The following is a 19,832-nucleotide window of genomic DNA, read 5'->3' as shown; positions in this document are numbered from 1 at the left end:
CGAATAATTTGTGGTCCTGATTTTTTTCATAAAAAATGAAAAAATTAGATTAGAAAAAAAATATACTTAATCTAAAATCCGAAATTTTGAAAACCAAAATTCTATTTTTTTTAGCCTTTTTAGCTTTTTACGCAGCTAATTCTCAGACTGCAGGAAATGCTATTCCCAAATTTGGACAGAAAAAATATGATATTGGCTATCTCGGAATCAAAAATGGCCTTGCCAATAATGCCGTAACTTCTGTTTATAAAGACAAAAGAGGTTTGATGTGGTTTGGGACTTATGACGGAATAAGTCGTTATGATGGCTATAATTTTTTGAATTTCAGAAATGAGCCAAATGATGCTAATTCATTAGTAAATAATAGAGTTGTAAGCATTTGCGGAACTCAAAATGAAATTTGGATTGGAACAAAAGGAGGAATTTCTGTTTATAATTATTTGAGCAATCAGTTTAGTACAAAGAATTATGACAATGAAAAAACGTCTAAAAGTGAAAAGATAGATTTTGTTGTCAATCAAATCAGGGATTATAAGTCAAAAATGTATATCGCTACTGCAGGAAAGGGATTGTTGTATGCTGCAGGAGAAAATGAAAATATTGTTCAAATTCCGCTTTTAGTAAAAGGAAAATTAAAATGGGATTTTCACGTACAAGAATTGGATTTTGATGCTTCGGGCAAATTGTGGTGTTCAGTTGCAGGTGTGGGTTTAGTGGCGATGGAATCTGGGACTAAAAGACTTTCTGTTGTTTTTGAGAGCTCTGTTGGAAGTGGCTGTATTTTATTCGACAAATATTCAAATATTTGGATGGCTACTGAAGAAGGACTTTTGAAATACAATACTAAAAATAAAACACATCATCTTTATGCCAATCAAGAAATTCAGTATCCTATTTCAGATTTAATGTTTAAGGCTTCTGCCAATGAACTTTGGATTGCTACAAACGGAAATGGAGTTGTAAAATACAATTACAATAAAGATTCTTTTTCGCTTTTAAATGCTTGTCTAGATGAGGAGAAACTCAACAGCAATGCTATTTCATCGTTATATTTAGATAATGAAAATCGAGTTTGGATTGGAACTTTGCGTGGAGGAGTAAATACGATTGAAGAGACAAAAAGTCCTTTTGTGACCATTTCTAAAAACGAGCTGACAAAAAACACTTTGCCAAGTGATTTTATTCTTTCGTTATGCGAACAAGATTCTGAAAACCTTTGGATTGGGACAGATGGTGCAGGCGCAAGTCTTTGGAACAGAAAAACGAATACATTTAGCAATTATTCGTATAATTCCAATAATCCAAATTCGCTTAGCAATAATTTCGTTTCTGCCATTTTAAAAGACAGCAAAGGAACTTGGTTTGGAACTTACGGCGGAGGCGTTTGTCTTTTTAATTCGCAAACGCATAATTTTAAAAAATACAATCTTTTAAATCCAAAACTTAAAGCAGTTCAAAAAAACATTTGGGTATTATTCAAATGCAAAAAGAACATTTTGTGGGCGGCTTCTCCAGATGAAGAAGGTTTGTATCGATATAATGAAACGACAGATCAATTTGATTTTGTGAATGCAGGAATTCGCGGTATCATTTCAATGACACAAGATCAGAATAATCTTTGGATTGGGAATTTTTCTAAGTTATTCCGATTCGATCCCAAAACAATGCAACGACGAGAAATCGATGTAAAATATCCTGTTCGTTCTATTGTATCACATTCAGATACTAAAATGCTTGTGGGTACTGAGGGTGGCGGTTTGATGATTTTTAATCCGAAAACTTTCGAAAAGAAATTCTTGACACAGCGAAACGGCCTTCCAAATAATTCCATTTTGAATATTGTTCGTGATAAACAAGGTGCATATTGGTGCAGTACGTATAACGGAATATTTGTCTATAATGTTGACACTGGAAAAATCACTAGCTATCACGATGCTGACGGACTTCAGAGCAATCAATTTAATTACAATGCGGCGTTGCGACTTTCTACAGGAGAAATTGTATTTGGCGGTATCAAAGGATTTAATATTATTGATACCAAAGTAAACAGTCAGGTTCATGCTTTTCCTAAACTGGTTATCATTTCGATTAAAGTAAACAATAAAGTTTATGATCAAGAAGGTTTAGGAGCATTTGGAATTGATAAATTGGAACTTCCGTATGATGAATCCATGCTGAATATCGATTTTGCAGCATTAGAATACAGTTTGCCGGAGAAGATTTCTTATGCTTATTTTTTAGAAGGATGGGATTCGCAGTGGCATTATGTGGACAATATCAGAAGTGCCAATTATTCTAGAATTACAGAAGGCGATTATGTATTGAAAATCAAATCGACAAATGCCGAAGGAGTTTGGAACACAAAAGCTATTTCAATACCAATCACAATATTGCCACCTTGGTACAGAAGTAGTTGGGCTTACTTTTTATATTTTGTTTTGTTTGCACTTGCGATTTATGCCGTAGATAAATACCAGCGTGAACAGGCAAAACTTAAGTACGAAGTTCGTCTTTCTCAAGATTTGGCAAAACAAGAAAAAGAATTGAACGAGAAAAAACTAACTTTTTTTACTAATATTTCTCATGAATTCAGGTCGCCATTGACTATGATCATCAATCCGCTGAAGGATATTATTTATGGAGCAGAACAGCAAATTGATCCCGCAGCAATTGAAATGGTTTACAGCAATTCAAGAAGATTACTGAGTTTGGTGGATCAACTACTTCTTTTTAGAAAAACTGAAACCGAAACCGGAAAACTAAAAGTAGGACAAATAAATATTGTTGAGCTGTGTAAAGAAGTTTTCAGCTGTTTTGTACATCACGCAAAATCAAAAAAAATAGATTATAGTTTTAGTATTTCCGAAGAAAATTTGATGGTGTATGTTGATCGTGAAAAAATTGAAATGGCTTTATTTAATTTGATTTCCAATGCTTTAAAGTTTACCGAAAAAGAAAACGGAAAAGTTGCAGTGAATTTGCGATGCACAGATAATGAAGTAATCATAAATGTGACGGATAACGGCGAAGGAGTTGATGATGCAGACAAAGACAAAATTTTCAATTTGTTTTATCAATCAGGAAAAAACATCAAAAATAACCGCAAAGGATTTGGTATCGGATTGTATTTGGTGAAACAATTTATAACGCAACATCACGGAAAAGTAAGCTGTCGCGACAATGAAAATGGGGGAGCTGTTTTTGAAATTAGATTGCTTCTTGGGAAAGAACATTTTGGTGATATTGAAATCCGAGAAGATTTAAGCGATCGCACATTGTTTCTGGATGAAGCTTTAGAAGAAACTGTAATTCGCGAGAATGTTTTGCAGAAAATAGAAGATGAGCCTGAAAATGTTAAAGATGTTATCAAGGATGCCAAAAGTATTTTGGTTGTCGATGACAATGTCCAAATTCGCAATTATTTAAAAAGAATTTTAACCTCAAAATATCATATTGAAACAGCTGAAAATGCTGAAAATGCATTGCAGATTGTCAAAAATGTACAGCCAGATTTGATTATTTCTGATGTTGTAATGGGAGAAATGAATGGTGTAGCTTTTTGCAAACACATAAAATCTGATCCCGATTTAAAGCATATTCCTGTAATTCTCCTTACGGGCGGAACTTCTGAAGATGTAAAACTGAAAGGAGCAGAAGTTGGAGCTGATGACTACATTACAAAACCATTTGATAACGAGTACTTGTTAGCAAGAATTAACGGAATTCTGACGCGTCGCGACAGTGAACAAAACTATCTGCTTAATTCGGTTACAAAAAATGTTGCTGGACCAAAATTATCAGATGAAGATAAAAAGCTGTTGGATAAAATCATCGAAATCATTGATTCTAATTTAGATGTTGATGATTTTAATATTAAAGATTTGGCCAGCGAATTAGGAATGAGTCATTCATTAGTGTATAAAAAAATCAAAAAAATTACAGGAAAGTCGGTTTTAGAATTTACTCGAAATGTTCGTTTGCGAAAAGTAGCAACTTTATTAATTACTACCGATTTGCAAATTAGTCAGGCTGCGTCAATTGCTGGTTTTGGGGATATTAAATATTTCAGAAAGCATTTTCAGCTGTTTTATAATTTGAATCCTTCAGAGTTTAAAAAGAAATATCAAAATGTGAAGGACAACAAATATATTCTGAACGAAAGCTTTTGGAAATCAACTTAGAAGAAAGAAGAAAGAAGAAAGAAAAAAGATGAAAGAAGAAAGAAGAAAAATATAAAAGAAAAATATAAAAAGATAAAGGAAAATATATGAGTCATTGTTTTAAAAATGTTGTTCTAGCGGTATTTAGTTGTTTTCTAGTTCTGAATGTTCAGGGACAATCAAAGAAACCAGAAAAAGATTCTCCAGAAAAAGTTAGAGCGTTTTTTGTTGCTTCTTTGGTGAAAATTAGTGATCCGGTTTTAACTGCATTAAGCAATAATCAATTAAAAGCATTAATGCCTGTTGAAAGATCGCCAGGCGCTTGGGACGACCGAAAACATGTAACTTATTTGGAAGCTTTTGGAAGAACGCTTTCAGGAATGGCGCCTTGGTTAGAATTAGGAGCAGATGATACTCCCGAAGGAATATTGAGAGCAAAATATATTGCTTTGGCACAAAAATCAATTCATAATGCAACAGATCCCAATGCGGCTGATTTTATGAATTTTGTAAAAGACAAACAGCCTTTGGTTGACGCCGCTTTTTTTGCTCAAGCTTTATTGCGTGCGCCAAAACAGCTTTGGGAACCGCTTGATGCCGTCACAAAAGAAAATGTAATCAAAGCTTTAAAATCAACTCGCGTAATTGAGCCGTATAAAAGCAATTGGCTTCTTTTTGCAGGAATAATCGAAGCTGCAATTATCAAATTTGATAAAGAAGAAGATGCAAACCGATTAAATTATGCTTTATCAGAACACAAAAAATGGTATTTGGGAGATGGAACTTACGGCGACGGGCCCGAATTTCATTGGGATTACTACAATAGTTTTGTAATTCACCCAATGCAAATGGATATTTTAAATGTGCTGAAAGACAAAAATATTGATTACAAAAAAGATTTTGAAACAGAATTGAACAGAGCTAAAAGATATGCTGCCATTCAAGAAAGGCTAATTTCTCCAGATGGAACTTATCCACCTATTGGAAGATCGTTGGCCTATCGTTTTGGTGCTTTTCAGTTGTTGTCTCAAATAGCGCTTTGGAAAGAATTGCCAAAGGAAATTGCTCCGTCACAAGTTCGTTCGGCGCTTTATTTCATGATTAACAATCAAATAAATGCCAAAGAAACTTTTGACAAGAATGGCTGGCTTCAGATTGGTTTATACGGTCATCAGCAAAATATTGGTGAAGGCTATATTTCAACTGGAAGTTTGTATTTGTGTACAGAAGCCTTTTTAGTTCTTGGGCTTCCAGCTTCTGATTCTTTTTGGAGTGATCCTTATCAGCCTTGGACACAAAAGAAAATATGGTCTGGTCAGGAAATTCCAATTGATCATGCTTCAAAATAACTAAACTACTAACCTTATTATAATTATGTATTTAAAAAAATCAATTTTTATGGCGTTTACGGCAGTTTCATTGCTCGCTGTTGGCTGTAAAAGCACTGGTGTAAAACAGGAATCGGGAATAAAAGAATCTAAAAAAGAGGTTATTGCAATTATCGATAAAGTAAATAATCGTTGGCAATCGACGCATTCAGAACCAGGAAATTCGTTTTGGCATGTTTCGGCTTATCATACCGGAAACATGGAGGCTTATAAAGTAACTAAAAACAAAAAATATTTGGATTACTCAATGGCTTGGGCAGAGAAAAATCAGTGGATGGGCGCAAAATCAACCGATAAATCAGAATGGAAATATAATTACGGCGAAACCGATAAACATGTATTGTTTGGCGATTGGCAGATTTGTTTTCAGACTTATATCGATTTATACAATTTTACAGGCAAAAAAGATCCAAAAAAGATTGCTCGCGCACAAGAAGTGATGGAATATGAAATGAGTACGCCAGCAAACGATTATTGGTGGTGGGTTGATGGATTGTATATGGTAATGCCTGTTATGACAAAGTTGTACAAGGTTACTGGAAACGAAATGTATTTAGATAAACTACATTCGTATCTTCAATACGCAGATAGCATTATGTATGATTCGGAATCGAACTTGTATTTCCGAGATGCAAAATATGTTTATCCAAAACATACAAGTGCCAATGGAAAGAAAGATTTTTGGGCGAGAGGAGACGGCTGGATTTTTGCCGGTTATGCAAAAATTATTCAGGATTTGCCCAAAAAGGCTAAATATAGAGCCGAATACATAAAACGTTTTAAAGATATGGCGCAGGCATTGGCATCTGCGCAACAAAAAGAAGGCTATTGGACAAGAAGTATTCTCGATCCAGAACATGCGCCGGGACCTGAAACAAGCGGAACAGCATTTTTCACCTATGGTTTTTTATGGGGAATCAACAACGGAATTTTGGATAAAAAGATCTATTTGCCTGTTGCAGAAAAATCATGGAATTACTTAACCACTTTTGCACTTCAGGCAGATGGAACTGTTGGTTATGTACAGCCTATTGGCGAAAAAGCAATTCCGGGACAAGTAGTTGATAAAAATTCTACAGCCGATTTTGGTGTGGGTGCTTTTTTATTGGCAGCTTCAGAAATGTATCGCTTTGTGAAATAGTTTCAGCAAAATAATAAGAGATGAATCGGCTTAATTTCATGGCGAAGTTAAGCCGATTTTTTGCAAAAAATAGAGATTTTGAAAAATGAATTTCGCTGTTTTTTATATAAAATTTTGTGCATACTGTAAATATTGCTCTTGACGAAAAGAGATTTCATATTTATGGAATTTTGATTTTAGAAGTGATTTTTTTTAAAAATATCTTAAAAACCTAGTGTTTTTGCGGTAAGATACCAATTTGACCCTTGTATATTATCATATTTCCCCCCTCCACAACAATAGTGTTCTGCTAGATTTGTAACTCAAATTGAACGCAGTATTCCTGTACAGCTTCGATTTAACCAAACTAATTATTTAACCAAAATTACAACCAAGAAAATGAAAAACTTTATTAGGAAGATGAAGACTCCTGATTATGGATCTGGATTTGATTTTAAAAAGAAATTGGCCATTTTTTGCGTACTAGCTTCTTTATCTCAAGTTCAGGCATATGATGGAATACCTTCAGGAACAAATGCGCTGGAAAAAATTGAACAGCAAAATGGAATCACCGGACAAGTTAAAGACCAAAACGGAGTACCGCTTCCAGGAGCTACAGTTTCGATTAAAGGAACTAAGATTAGTACGATTACAGATTTTGATGGAAAATTTGATTTAAAAGGAGATCAAAATGCAATATTAGTTGTCTCTTATATTGGGTATGTGACTCAGGAAATTCAAGTAAATAGTAGAACAAATATTGCTGTAAAACTGGTAGAAAATGCAGCATCATTGAGTGAGGTTGTTGTAGTTGGATACGGTAAAATGAAAAAAAGTGATTTAACAGGATCAATTGTTCAGGTTAAACCAGATGCTTTGGCCAATCAAAATCCACAAACAGTTCAAGATTTATTGAGAGGTGTTCCGGGATTAAAAGTTGGTTATTCTGCTGATGCAAAAGGAGGAGGATCTTTGCAGATTCGTGGGCAAACTTCTGTGTACAATCCTGATGGAGCTAATCACAATTCGCCGCTTATTATTTTAGACGGAATGCAGTTTTATGGTGAACTTTCGGAAATCAATCCTGATGATGTTGGCCAAATTGATGTTTTGAAAGATGCATCGGCAACAGCAGTTTACGGATCTAAAGCAGCTGCGGGTGTAATTGTTATTTCTACTAAAAAAGGAAAAACAGGGAAACCGATTATTAATATTACTACAAACATGACGGTTGTTAACGAAAGTGCTTATCGTAATGTATATTCTCCAGAAGGATATGTAAAATATCGTGAAGATTGGGAGACTGCCAAAACATATGGTACAAATACAACAACTGGAAATTATGAGGCATGGGTTACAGGAACAGCTGCAGGTAAACCGGGTTATTACACAAATCCTAGTCAATTAAGTCAGTACGGTATAACAGAGGCGCAGTGGCTAGCTTATCAGCCAGCGGCACAAATTCAAGGAAAAAGTTTGAATGAAGTGTGGGGATTGCGTTTAGGTATTACGGATGCTACGCTTTTGAAAAATTTTGTTGATGGAAAAACACACGATTGGTACGACAGTACTTTTAGAACAGGAATAAATCGTGACAATAATTTAAGTGTTTCTGGGGCAAGCGATAAAGTAAATTATTATATCTCTTTGGGGTATTTAGATTCAGAAGGAGCTATCCAAGGGAATGACTACACAGCAGTTCGTTCCAATATGAAAGTGGATGCTAAAGTTACTGATTGGCTTGAATTTGGAGCAAATGTTAATTTTCAAGATCGTTCAGACGGAGATATTTCGGTTGGTACGGGAACTAATTACTGGGATGCCAATATGTTAAGAAACAGTCCGTTTGCTAACTTTAAAGAAATAAACGGCGACTATGCAAGACAGCCAATGGGACCAACAATTGGTGGATACAATTACTATTATGACCGCCAATATATGGATCTTGACAGAGGCTACACTGTATTGAACACAATTTTTAATACAAAGGTAACTTTGCCTTATGGTATTACATATTCGTTTAATGCTTCGCCACGTTATGAATTCTTTTACAACCGTTATTTTCAATCAGCAGGCAATAAAAACTGGAGTGCCGCAAACATAGGAGTAGACAGAGAAAATGGTAAAAAATTCACTTGGAACATCAACAATACAATAGCTTGGGATCATACATTTAATGGAAAACACCATATTATTGCCACTTTTGTTCAGGAAGCTGAAGATTTAAAAACATGGTCAGATCGTATTGATGCAAATAATATTCAGCCTTCAGATGCTTTAGGATATCACAATATTGCTAATGCGACACTTGCAAATAGTTCATTTACTGCAACAGATACACATCAAACGGCAGATGCATTAATGGGAAGAATTTTCTATTCTTACGATAATCGCTATATGATTACTGGAACAGTACGTCGCGACGGATATTCAGCTTTTGGTGCTTCTTATCCTTATGCAACTTTCCCTTCTGTAGCATTGGGCTGGAGTTTTAATAAAGAAAGTTGGTTTCATTGGGCGCCAATGAGTACGGGTAAACTACGCCTATCTTGGGGTAAAAACGGAAACAGATCGCTTGCAGATCCTTACTTGGCTTTAGCAAACTTAAGTTCTGGTACAGGAGCAACTATGGGGTATCTTGACGCTTCAGGAAATATTGTGGATATGAAATACCTAGGAATTGACCGTATGGCAAATCCAAATTTGCAATGGGAAAAAACGACAGCATCAAACATTGGTCTTGATCTTGGTTTCTTAAATGACAGAATTACAAGTACAATTGATATTTATAGATCTGTTACTCACGATATGATCATGAGTCAGCGTCTGCCTGAGTTTACTGGTTTTTCATCAATCGCAACGAATCTTGGAGAAGTTGAAAACAAAGGTATTGAAATTGCTCTGAATACTTTAAATATAAAAAATCCAAATTTTGAATGGTCTACGATGTTTGCTTTTTCATACAATAAGAATACGATCAACAAGTTGTATGGCAACATGGAAGACGTTAAAGACGCCAACGGAAATGTTATTGGAACTAAAGAAGCAGATGATAAAACGAACGGATGGTTTATTGGAAGACCAATTTCTCAAATCTGGGATTATAAAGTAATCGGAATTTGGCAGAAAGATGAAGCTGTTGAAGCTGCAAAATACGGACAACGTCCCGGTGATCCAAAAATCGAAAACAGTTATACTGCTGATGATGTAAACGGAAAACCAACGTATAATGAAAAAGACAAACAGTTTTTAGGACAAACAGCACCGCCAATCAACTGGTCGCTTCGTAATGAATTTAAATTTTATAAAAATTGGAATTTAGCAATCAATATGTATTCATACACGGGGCACAAATCAATGGATGGACGTTATATGAATAATTATAATGATGGAAGTTTGTATACAAACAACTACAATCCATTTGTAAATCCATACTGGACAATTGACAATCCGACAAATGAATGGGCACGTCTTGATGCAAGAGGTCCTGCTGGCGCTGGAGTTGCAAGATTGTATAATCGCAGTTTTATTCGTTTAGACAATATTTCGCTAGCGTATTCACTTCCTAAAGATTTAATAGACCGCCTGCATGTTAGAAACTTCAAAATTTATGCTTCTGTTCAAAATGCAGCAACATGGTCAGCTTCTAAAGAATGGAAATATTTTGGAGATCCAGAAACAGGAGGGCTTGCTACACGAATGTTTAATTTAGGATTCAACGTTTCACTTTAAAAATTATTCAATAATGAAAAAATATATAAAAAATAAAATTTCAATCCTTGTGCCTTTAGTAGTAGCTTCTGCTCTTTTGGTTTCTTGTTCCGAGGATTTTCTCGAGCCAGATCCGCTTTCGTTTTACGAGCCTGAAACTACATTTAGTACTGAATCTGGATTGCAGGCCGTTTTAGCAAGTGCTGATAAACAGCTTCGTAACAATTATATTCATTATAATAGTGCCAGCAATAGTGTGCCTATTGGTACAGAGTATGTTTTCTCTGATATGGCAAAATATGGAAAAACAGATAACAGTAGTACTATCGCTGATTTTGCCAATACTATGGTGCCAACCATGAGTTATAAAACAGCAACAAATGATGATTTTTATTTCGGATTTTACTGGACAGAAGCTTACACCGGAATAAAACATGCCAATACAGTATTAACATACATTGATAAAGTCACAAGTTTGACAGAAGATGTTAAACGTAAATATATAGGTCAGGCTTATTTTCATAGAGCTTACCGTTATCTTAATTTGGTTTATCAATTTGGAGATATTCCATTGATTACAAAAATTTTGGAAGTTCCAAAGCAGAGTTATTATTCTACTAAAAAAGAAGCTATCATCGAAATGATTACTGCTGATATGGAAAAAGCGGTAGAATGGGTACCAGAACAATCAAAACTACCTTATTTAGGAGTGGTGAACAAAGGAGCTTGCCGCCAATTATTGATCAAATGTTATTTGGCTTCTGGAAGATTTAAGGATGCAGAAAATCAAGCCGATTTATTGATTAATTCATCTGGATATTCGTTAATGAAAAATTCTTTTGGAACTTTTGATCAAGGAGGAAATCCAACTACTTGGACAATCAACAGGAATGTAATCTGGGATTTACACCGACCTGAAAATAAGGTTATTGCTGGAAATACAGAAGCCATTATGGTAATGCCTAATGGTGGAGTACAATCATTTTTGCCATTTGCCTCAATGAGAATTTTTGGACCTAACTGGAATTCAGCTACTGTTACTACTCCTGACGGAAAACAAGCAGCCGGTCGTTTTGCCTCAAACAATGTGAATTACCAAGCAAAATACGATTATGCAAGAGCATTAGGTCGTGGTATTGCTACAATTAGTGCTTCTTATTATTCTCAACATCCTATGTGGGTTGTTAACGGTGTAGAGGACAAACAAGATCTTAGACACAATAGTACAGTTGGAAACTGGGTGAATATGGAAGATCTTAAATACAGTGATAAGACTTCTGCATTCTATCAGCAAAATTTTAGATTGAGAAATGGTACGACTTTATTGTCAAAAGATACACTTCGCGAATGGTTTGATTTTCCATTATACAAAATCTATTTACATGATGTTGTAAATGAAACAAATCCAAACGCTACAGATTTTCAAGGAGCGAGTACAGGAAGTAAAGCGCATTGGTATTTATACCGTTTAGCTGAAACGTATTTATTAAGAGCCGAAGCCCGTTTTTATCAAGGGAATGTTGGTGGAGCTACTCAGGATGTAAACGCAGTTAGAACCAGAGCAGGTGCTTCTCAATTATATACGACAGTAACTATTGGCGATATTTGTGCCGAAAGAGGAAGAGAGCTTTATTTAGAAGAATGGAGAAATGTGGAGTTGAAACGTATTTCGCACTGTCTTGCACTCAGCGGGAAACCGGACGAGTGGGGCCAGACGTACAATAAAACCAATTGGGACAAACAATCAGGAACTGATGCCTCAGGAGGAAGTTATTGGTACCAACGTATTGCACATTATACATTATACAACAAATATCCAAGCGGAATTGTGGTTCCAAATGGTACTAAGTTTTATACCATGGACAAGCGTAATAACTATTGGCCAATTCCAAATAGTGCCATAACTGCAAATATTAAAGGAAAATTAAGTCAGAACTACGGTTATGATGGTTATGATCCAAATATTAAAGTTTGGGATAAATGGCAGGATGCAGTCGCAGATGAAAGTCAGCTTTAATAAAACTTTTTTGCCTATTTAGTTTAGGTATTGTGTTTTGGAATTAAATAATATCTCTGCTGTAACAATGGCAGAGGTATTATTTATAATAATTATTCAAGCACATTGTAAAGATCAGCATTTTGCTTTCATCGCTGATCTATTCACAAACAACAAATGTTATATTGATTTAGAGTGCATTATTATCGTAAATAATAATGCTCTAGATTTTTATTGCATCAAATGAACCAAAATCGAAATGTTCTTTTTTTATTTTAAAGAAGAAAAATTTAGATTAAAATAATAAGAAAATGAAATTTTACCTTCTACGCTTTTTGCTTGTAATCGCAGTTCTGACAGTAATTTATGGATTTGTTTCAAATACAAAAAAAGTACTCAGAGATAAAGAATACAAATTGGTCTGGAGTGATGAATTTACAAAAGACGGAACTCCCGATGAAAAGAATTGGAATTACGAATCTGGTTTTGTTCGAAATGAGGAAAATCAGTGGTACCAAAAAGAAAACGCCTACTGCAAAGATGGTTTTTTGATTATTGAAGCCAGAAAAGAAAATAGAGCAAACCCGAATTTTATTTCTAAAAATCATCCTAACTGGAAAAAACAGAGAGATTCTATAAAAGTCACTTCTTCCTGTTTAATCACGCAGGGAAAGCATTCCTGGCAATATGGCCGATTCGAAATGCGGGCTAAAATTCCTGTTGGAAAAGGAATGTGGCCGGCCTTTTGGACTTTGGGCATAGAAGGAAACTGGCCTGCAAACGGAGAAATTGATATTATGGAATATTACACCGGAAAAATATTAGCAAACGCAGCTTGGAAATCCAATCAGCAAAACACTGCTTGGGATAGCCAAACAAAAAAACTGAGTGATTTTAAAGACAATGCTTGGGCAAATAAATTTCATATCTGGCGAATGGACTGGGATGCAGACTGGATCAAATTATATGTTGACGACCAGTTGCTCAATGAAATTAGTGTAAAAGAAGCCAATCAAAATCCAGATCAAAAAATACTTCCGTTTCAGCAACCACATTATTTATTGGTCAATTTGGCTGTTGGCGGCATAAACGGCGGGGAACTTGCCCCAAACAGTTTCCCGTCAAAATATATAATAGATTACATCAGAGTTTATCAAAAAATAATAATTAAAAAATGAGATTAAAATATTCGATCATCATAAGTTTTATCAGCCTATTAATGTATAGCCAAAACACAGAATTTGTTCCAGGAAAAGAATGGAAAGATACTGATGGCGTTCATATCAATGCACACGGTGGCGGGATTCTATACGACAAAGGAACATATTATTGGTATGGCGAATTTAAAACGGCAGGAAAATCAGGAAATACTTCTTTGGTAGGTTTCAGTTGTTATTCATCTAAAGATTTATACAATTGGAAAAACGAGGGAATTGTATTAAAAGCAGAAGAAAACCCAAATTCTGAAATAACAAAAGGTTGCATAATGGAACGCCCGAAAGTAATTTTCAATAAAAAAACGGGCAAATATGTAATGTGGTTTCATTTAGAGTTGAAAGGACAAGGTTATAGTGCAGCAAAAGCGGCCGTTGCAGTAAGTGATAATCCAAAAGGTCCTTTCAAATATCTTAAATCGTACAATCCAAATAAAGGTGTTTGGCCAATGTATTATAAAAATGAAAATAAAACCGCTTCCGCAAATGAAAGTCAGCTAAAATCATGGAGCCCTGAATGGCTAACGGCTATCGATAACGGAATGTTGGTTCGCAGAGATTTTAGCAAAGGCCAAATGTCTAGAGACATGACAGTTTATGTTAATGATAATGAAAAAGCATATTTGATTCATTCTTCGGAAGAAAACTTGACCCTGCATATTTCAGAACTTACAGATGATTATCTAAATTTTACCGAAAAATGGTCCCGAATGGCGCCTGCAGGTCACAATGAAGCTCCGGCTGTTTTTAAGAAAGACGGCATTTATTATATGATAACTTCAGGCTGTACTGGTTGGGATCCTAATGAAGCGCGTTCTTTTTCGGCAAAATCGATTTTTGGCCCTTGGAAATCACTCGGAAATCCATGCGTAGGCAAAGATGCAGAGCTTACGTTTCATTCGCAAAGTACTTATATTCTCCCAGTTCAAGGAAAAAAAGATCAGTTCATTTTCATGGCCGACCGTTGGAAACCTGAAAATCCAATTGATGGCAGTTATATTTGGTTGCCGATTACAATTGCAAATGAAAAACCTGTTTTGAATTGGTTTGACAAATGGGATTTAACAATTTTTACAAAAAAACAATAAAAATATAGTAGTTGTAAGTGTTAGCAAATTAATAAATTGCAGTTGCTAGCTAATCTTAATTGTTTTAAAAAAATCTGTAAATGAAAACATTCCAAAATTATTTTATACAGAAATCAGGTTGTATTTTTTTTATGGTTCTATGTCTTTTATTTTTTTCGACAGCAAATGCTCAGAAAAAAAGAACAATAAAAGAAGCAATCCCTTTAGACTCAATTAGATTGAGTGATCCCGCTATTTTAGCAGACAAGAAAACCAATATGTATTATATGACTGGTACAGGAGGATTACTCTGGAAAAGCAAAGATTTAAAATCGTGGAGTGGCCCTTATGACATTGTCAAAACAGATCCAAATTCTTGGATGGGACCAAACCCAATGATTTGGGCAGCCGAATTGCATTTGTATAAAAATAAATATTACGATTTTGCCACTTTTACCAATAGAGACAAAAAAATAGGCACAGTTGCTGGCAATGTTATTGAACGACGCGCGAGTCATGTTTTAGTTAGCGATAAGGCAGATGGACCATATTTGCCAATGAAAGATGATATTTATTTGCCAGCCAATAAACCGACACTTGACGGTACATTTTGGGTCGATAAAGATGGAAAACCGTATATGATTTATTGTTACGAATGGCTGCAAAATGGAAATGGAACCATTGAAAAAATAGAGCTTAAACCAGATTTAAGCGGTTCAATCGGAGAAGGGAAACTGCTTTTTAAAGCAAGCGATTCTCCTTGGAGCAGAGAAAAAGATGCTAATGGAAATGACAAACCGAATAAAGTTACAGATGGCCCATATTTGTTCAAAACAGGTTCTGGACGTTTAGGAATGATTTGGACGAGCTGGATTTATGATGTTTACACACAAGGAGTAGCATATTCTAAAAGTGGAACCTTAGACGGCCCATGGATTCAAGAAAAAGATCCTATTACGCCACCAAATTTTGGACATGGCATGTTGTTTCAAACTTTTGAAGGAAAATGGCTGATGTCGGTTCACAGTCATAAAAAAGTAGATGGCAAAACAGTCAGAATTCCGAAACTTTTTGAGGTTGATTTGTCTGGAGATAAATTAGTAGTAGTAAAAGAATTGAAAAGTTTTTAAAAATGAATAAATTAAGAACATTCTTGTTTTTGGCCGTTATTTTCGGCCAGTCTTTATTTTCACAACAAAAGGAAAACAAGGAAAATATATTTCAGATAAAAAATCCTGATTTCAAAAACAGTCCCTATACTGGAATGACCAAACAGCATTGGAGAGATGCAGCAATGTATTTGCTCGAAGGAGCATTTACTTATGTTCATTCAATTGATGATCCAATGAAATTTCCAAAACAGGAAGGGAAAAGTTATCCGGCAAATGAATCTCAAGTTCCAACTGAAAAGCTCGAAGGACTTTGCAGAACTTTATTTATTGCATCACCTTTGTTAAAAGAAAATCCATCTTTAGAGATTAACAATATTAAAGTCGCGGATTATTATCGATATCAAATTGCAAAATTAATTGATCCTACTAGTGCTTCATATATAGAGCCAAGAGGAAAAAACGGAGGCCCAAGTCAAAAATTAGTTGAATTTGGAGCATTGGCACTTTCATTGATGACAAATCCAGATGTTTTGTGGAAACCGCTTCCGCAAAAGCAAAAAGACGATTTGGCAAAAATAATGCTCAGTTATGGCGATGGTCCAACTGTCGATTCGAACTGGAAATTCTTCAATATTTTTGTACTGAGTTTTTTTAAAGATCAAGGTTACAGTGTTAACGAAAAATTGCTTGTTGAATATTTAGAAAAATCACTGAAACATTATCGAAGCAATGGCTGGTATAATGACGCACCAGCTTTTGATTATTATAGTATGTGGGCTTTTCAAATGTATGGAACGATTTGGTCTGAGTTTTTCGGGAAGAAATATTATCCAGAGTTTGCAGCAAAATTAGCAACAAACTTTAGTGATCTAAAAGATAATTATCCGTATTTATTCAGCAAAAATGGAGAAATGATTATGTGGGGAAGAAGCATAAGTTATAGAACTGGTGCTGTTGTTCCTTTTCCGTTAATGGGATTCTATAACGATCCAAATACTAATTATGGATGGATGCGCAGAATTTCGTCTGGAGTAATTAAACAATTTTTGACGCATCCTGATTTTATGAAAGACAATGTGCCAACGCTTGGTTTTTATGGCGCTTTTGAGCCAGCAGTTCAAAATTATAGCTGTCGCGGAAGTGTATTTTGGATGGGAAAAATCTTTTTAGGGTTATTGGTTCCTGATGATAATCCGTTTTGGAACAGCAAAGAAAATAATGGAGATTGGGATACCAAGTTCAAAAAAGATGAAGTTTACAATAAGTATCAAGGAGATTCACAAATCCTAATTACAGATTACCCTAATATTGGTGCTTCTGAAGTAAGAGCTTGGTGTCATGAAAAGGTAAGCAGTGATTGGCAGAAATTCCGTTCCACAGAAAATTATAATAGATTGTCATATAACAGTGCTTTTCCATGGCAAGCCGACGGCGAAAATGGAGAAGTAGCGATGAACTATGTAATTAAAAACAAAAAAGACCAATGGGAAGCTTTTAGATTATACACCTTTCAAAAGTTTGAAAACGGAATTTATTACAGAAATGCAGTTTTAGAAACAGATGAAAATGTCAAGTTTAATCTAGCCGATATTCCGCTTCCAAATGGAATTTTAAGAGTAGACAAAAACAATAGCGATAAACCAATTTCAATTCATTTGGGGCATTATGCGCTTCCAAAATTAGATAAAGAAATTATAGTAACTAAAAAGAAGATAGAAGGGCATGAAGTTGCTATTATTGATAATGGAAAATATCAATTAGCAATGATTCCACTCCTGGGATGGAGTAAAACTGAAATTGTAAACGCAAAAGGATTGCATCCTGAAAGTAACGAAAGTACAGTCATAAATGTAGTAGCAGTTTCTGAACCAAAAAAATCCAATGTTTTTTCTGTTTTGATGCTTTGGAAAAAATCAGGAGAAAAATGGAGCAATAAAGAATTAGTTCCTGCAAAAGTTACTGAGCAGGAAAACGGAAAATTCGTAATTGAATTTAAAAATGGAACTAAGAAGTTGGTTGATTTTAATGAAAAATAGTTTGGTTGTGTGTTGAAAATCAGTAAATTGTCTTGAGTTAATTGCTAATGGCAAAACAATAAGTGATATGAATAAATTATATTTTCTACTTTGTCTTTTATGTTTAGTTTGTACGTATGGACAATCTAAAGAAGAATTGCAATTAGAAAAGAAATTGGATGAATTGCTTTCTTCTAAATTTAGCGCATCTGAGCCCGGTTGTGAAATATTGGCAGCAAAAAAAGGTGAGATCGTTTATAAAAAAGCATTTGGAAGCGCAAACCTTGAATTAAATGTGCCAATGAAGTCTGAAATGGTTTTTAAATTGGGTTCAATAACAAAACAGTTTACAGCCGTCGCAATTTTGCAATTGGTAGAGCAAGGAAAAATTTCTTTACAAGATAGCCTGCAGAAATTCGTTTCAGATTTTCCGTCAAATTCTAAAAAGATAACTATTGAGAATCTTTTGACTCACACCTCAGGAATTAAAGATTATATGCAAATTGACTACAAGGAACCTTATTTGGAAAGAAGAGACTTTGAGCCAAAAGAAATCATCGATCGTTTTAAAAACGTTCCTTTAGAATTTGAGCCAGGCACTAAATATAAGTACAGTAATTCGGGTTATTTTCTCTTGGGGTATATTATTGAAAAAGTATCAGGCAAAAGTTATAAAACCTATCTGGAAGAAAACATCTTAAAACCGTTAGATTTAAATCACATCTATTTTGATACTTCGAATAATCTTATTCCCAACAGAGTTAATGGTTATCGAAAAGAAGGTACAGAATTTAAAAACGCTGATTACTGGAGTATGACTATTGCATATGCAGCAGGTGAATTGATTTCAAATGTAGATGATTTGTTTAAATGGAACAAAGGTTTATATTCTTATAAAATCCTTAAAAAAGAAACCTTAGAAAAAGCATTTGTACCTTTTAAATTAAAAGATGGAACCGCTACAGAATATGGTTATGGCTGGATACTAAAAAATGTAAATGGTATAAAATCAATTGAGCATGGTGGAGCTATAACAGGATTTTTAAGTAATGAAATCTATTTTCCTGAACAGGATGTATTTGTTGTGGCATTATTTAATTGCGAATGTGCTCCTAAAGATGAATTATCAGTTGATATTGCCAGTCTCGCATTGGGGAAAACATTCCAAAATGAAGTAAAAGTTGATGATGCTTTACTAAATGACTACATAGGTACTTATACATTATCAATAGATACTAAAAGAACTATTGTAATTACAAAAGAAAATGGGCATTTACTTGCTAAGATTTCAGGACAAGGAACAGTTCCATTAATTTTTCAATCTGATACAAAATTCCAATTTAAAAATGTTCTGGGAGCAGAATGTGAATTTATAAAAGAGAACGGAAAGGTTACAAAATTTAATGTAAGTCAGAATGGGAATTTTGAATGGAAGAAAAAATGAAAAACCTATTAGTTGAGCGTTTCAGTGCTTTCAATTCTTAAGCAATGTTCTGTCCCGAGATAAAGTGGGTTTCCATGTTTTTCGGACCAAAATCCATCTAGAAAATCTTTTGTAATACAACGGTAAACAGCCACACCTTTATAAATCTGATTATCGTCGCCTTTATATCTAAAATTAATTACCAGAATATTGTCCTTAAAGAAACCAGATCCTTTTTGTTTTTGAGTATCGTTAATAAGCCAGTCCGCAATAATTCGATTGTTCTTATCTAAGGATAAACTCAAAATTCCTTTATAAGTGATTTCGTTATTCTCTTCTTGGTTACTTCCTGAAATAGCATATTTGCCAATTAAATCTTGTATGGTCATTATTTAAAGACAATTTAATAATTGAGGTAAAACAAATTTGAAGCAAATATAGAAACATATACTTATTATATATAGGTAATCATTTGGCAAAAGAAGTAATCGATAGTTTAAATCAAAACGATACCTAATATATAAGTATAAAAGCATACTATAATAAATAGCGGCAATTTCCAACCCGACAGGTTTTCAAAACTTGTCGGGTTTGCTTTTGAGGATATGACTATTATACAAGTAGAG

At 34.5% G+C, this 19,832-nt stretch carries 11 protein-coding genes; 10 read left to right on the top strand and 1 reads right to left on the bottom strand.

Going from position 1 to position 19,832, the window contains the following annotated elements; translation table 11 throughout:
• Window positions 1–86 precede the first annotated feature (86 nt).
• From EYY60_RS00700 to EYY60_RS00655, 10 genes are all read left to right on the top strand, one after another.
• Entirely contained in the window at window positions 87–4,181 is a 4,095-nt protein-coding gene (locus EYY60_RS00700; RefSeq protein WP_132987496.1) for a hybrid sensor histidine kinase/response regulator transcription factor, read from the top strand.
• A gap of 86 nt (window positions 4,182–4,267) precedes the next feature.
• The gene (locus EYY60_RS00695; RefSeq protein WP_132987495.1) at window positions 4,268–5,509 is read left to right on the top strand and encodes a DUF2264 domain-containing protein; all 1,242 of its coding nucleotides are present in this window, start codon (window positions 4,268–4,270) and stop codon (window positions 5,507–5,509) included.
• A 25-nt stretch (window positions 5,510–5,534) separates the two neighbouring features.
• Window positions 5,535–6,689: a glycoside hydrolase family 88/105 protein gene (locus EYY60_RS00690; protein ID WP_208749441.1), complete on the top strand. Its 1,155-nt coding sequence runs from the start codon at window positions 5,535–5,537 to the stop codon at window positions 6,687–6,689.
• 378 nt (window positions 6,690–7,067) lie between these two features.
• Window positions 7,068–10,400, top strand: a complete 3,333-nt coding sequence (locus EYY60_RS00685; protein WP_132987494.1) for a SusC/RagA family TonB-linked outer membrane protein — start codon at window positions 7,068–7,070, stop codon at window positions 10,398–10,400.
• A 13-nt stretch (window positions 10,401–10,413) separates the two neighbouring features.
• The gene (locus tag EYY60_RS00680; protein WP_132987493.1) at window positions 10,414–12,396 is read left to right on the top strand and encodes a RagB/SusD family nutrient uptake outer membrane protein; all 1,983 of its coding nucleotides are present in this window, start codon (window positions 10,414–10,416) and stop codon (window positions 12,394–12,396) included.
• 290 nt (window positions 12,397–12,686) lie between these two features.
• Window positions 12,687–13,553, top strand: a complete 867-nt coding sequence (locus tag EYY60_RS00675; RefSeq protein ID WP_132987492.1) for a glycoside hydrolase family 16 protein — start codon at window positions 12,687–12,689, stop codon at window positions 13,551–13,553.
• Window positions 13,550–14,677 (top strand): glycoside hydrolase family 43 protein, encoded by a 1,128-nt coding sequence (locus EYY60_RS00670; protein WP_132987491.1) that lies wholly within the window; start codon window positions 13,550–13,552, stop codon window positions 14,675–14,677. The genes EYY60_RS00675 and EYY60_RS00670 overlap by 4 nt, the downstream gene beginning before the upstream one ends.
• An 80-nt stretch (window positions 14,678–14,757) precedes the next feature.
• On the top strand, window positions 14,758–15,786 hold the full coding sequence (locus tag EYY60_RS00665; protein ID WP_235832261.1) for a glycoside hydrolase family 43 protein: 1,029 nt from the start codon (window positions 14,758–14,760) through the stop codon (window positions 15,784–15,786).
• 2 nt (window positions 15,787–15,788) lie between these two features.
• Window positions 15,789–17,804, top strand: a complete 2,016-nt coding sequence (locus EYY60_RS00660) for a DUF2264 domain-containing protein (protein WP_132987490.1) — start codon at window positions 15,789–15,791, stop codon at window positions 17,802–17,804.
• 67 nt (window positions 17,805–17,871) lie between these two features.
• Window positions 17,872–19,227 (top strand): serine hydrolase domain-containing protein, encoded by a 1,356-nt coding sequence (locus tag EYY60_RS00655; protein WP_132987489.1) that lies wholly within the window; start codon window positions 17,872–17,874, stop codon window positions 19,225–19,227.
• A gap of 8 nt (window positions 19,228–19,235) precedes the next feature.
• On the opposite strand, the gene EYY60_RS00650 is transcribed toward EYY60_RS00655, so the two are convergent.
• Window positions 19,236–19,595 carry a hypothetical protein gene (locus EYY60_RS00650; RefSeq protein ID WP_132987488.1) on the bottom strand — a complete coding sequence of 120 codons (360 nt, stop codon included), beginning with the start codon at window positions 19,593–19,595 and terminating at the stop codon, window positions 19,236–19,238.
• Window positions 19,596–19,832: the final 237 nt, after the last annotated feature.

Source organism: Flavobacterium zhairuonense, from assembly GCF_004352915.1.
Classification (GTDB): domain Bacteria; phylum Bacteroidota; class Bacteroidia; order Flavobacteriales; family Flavobacteriaceae; genus Flavobacterium; species Flavobacterium zhairuonense.
Note: the sequence above shows the minus strand (reverse complement) of the source record. Positions and strands in the feature narration are given on the sequence as shown.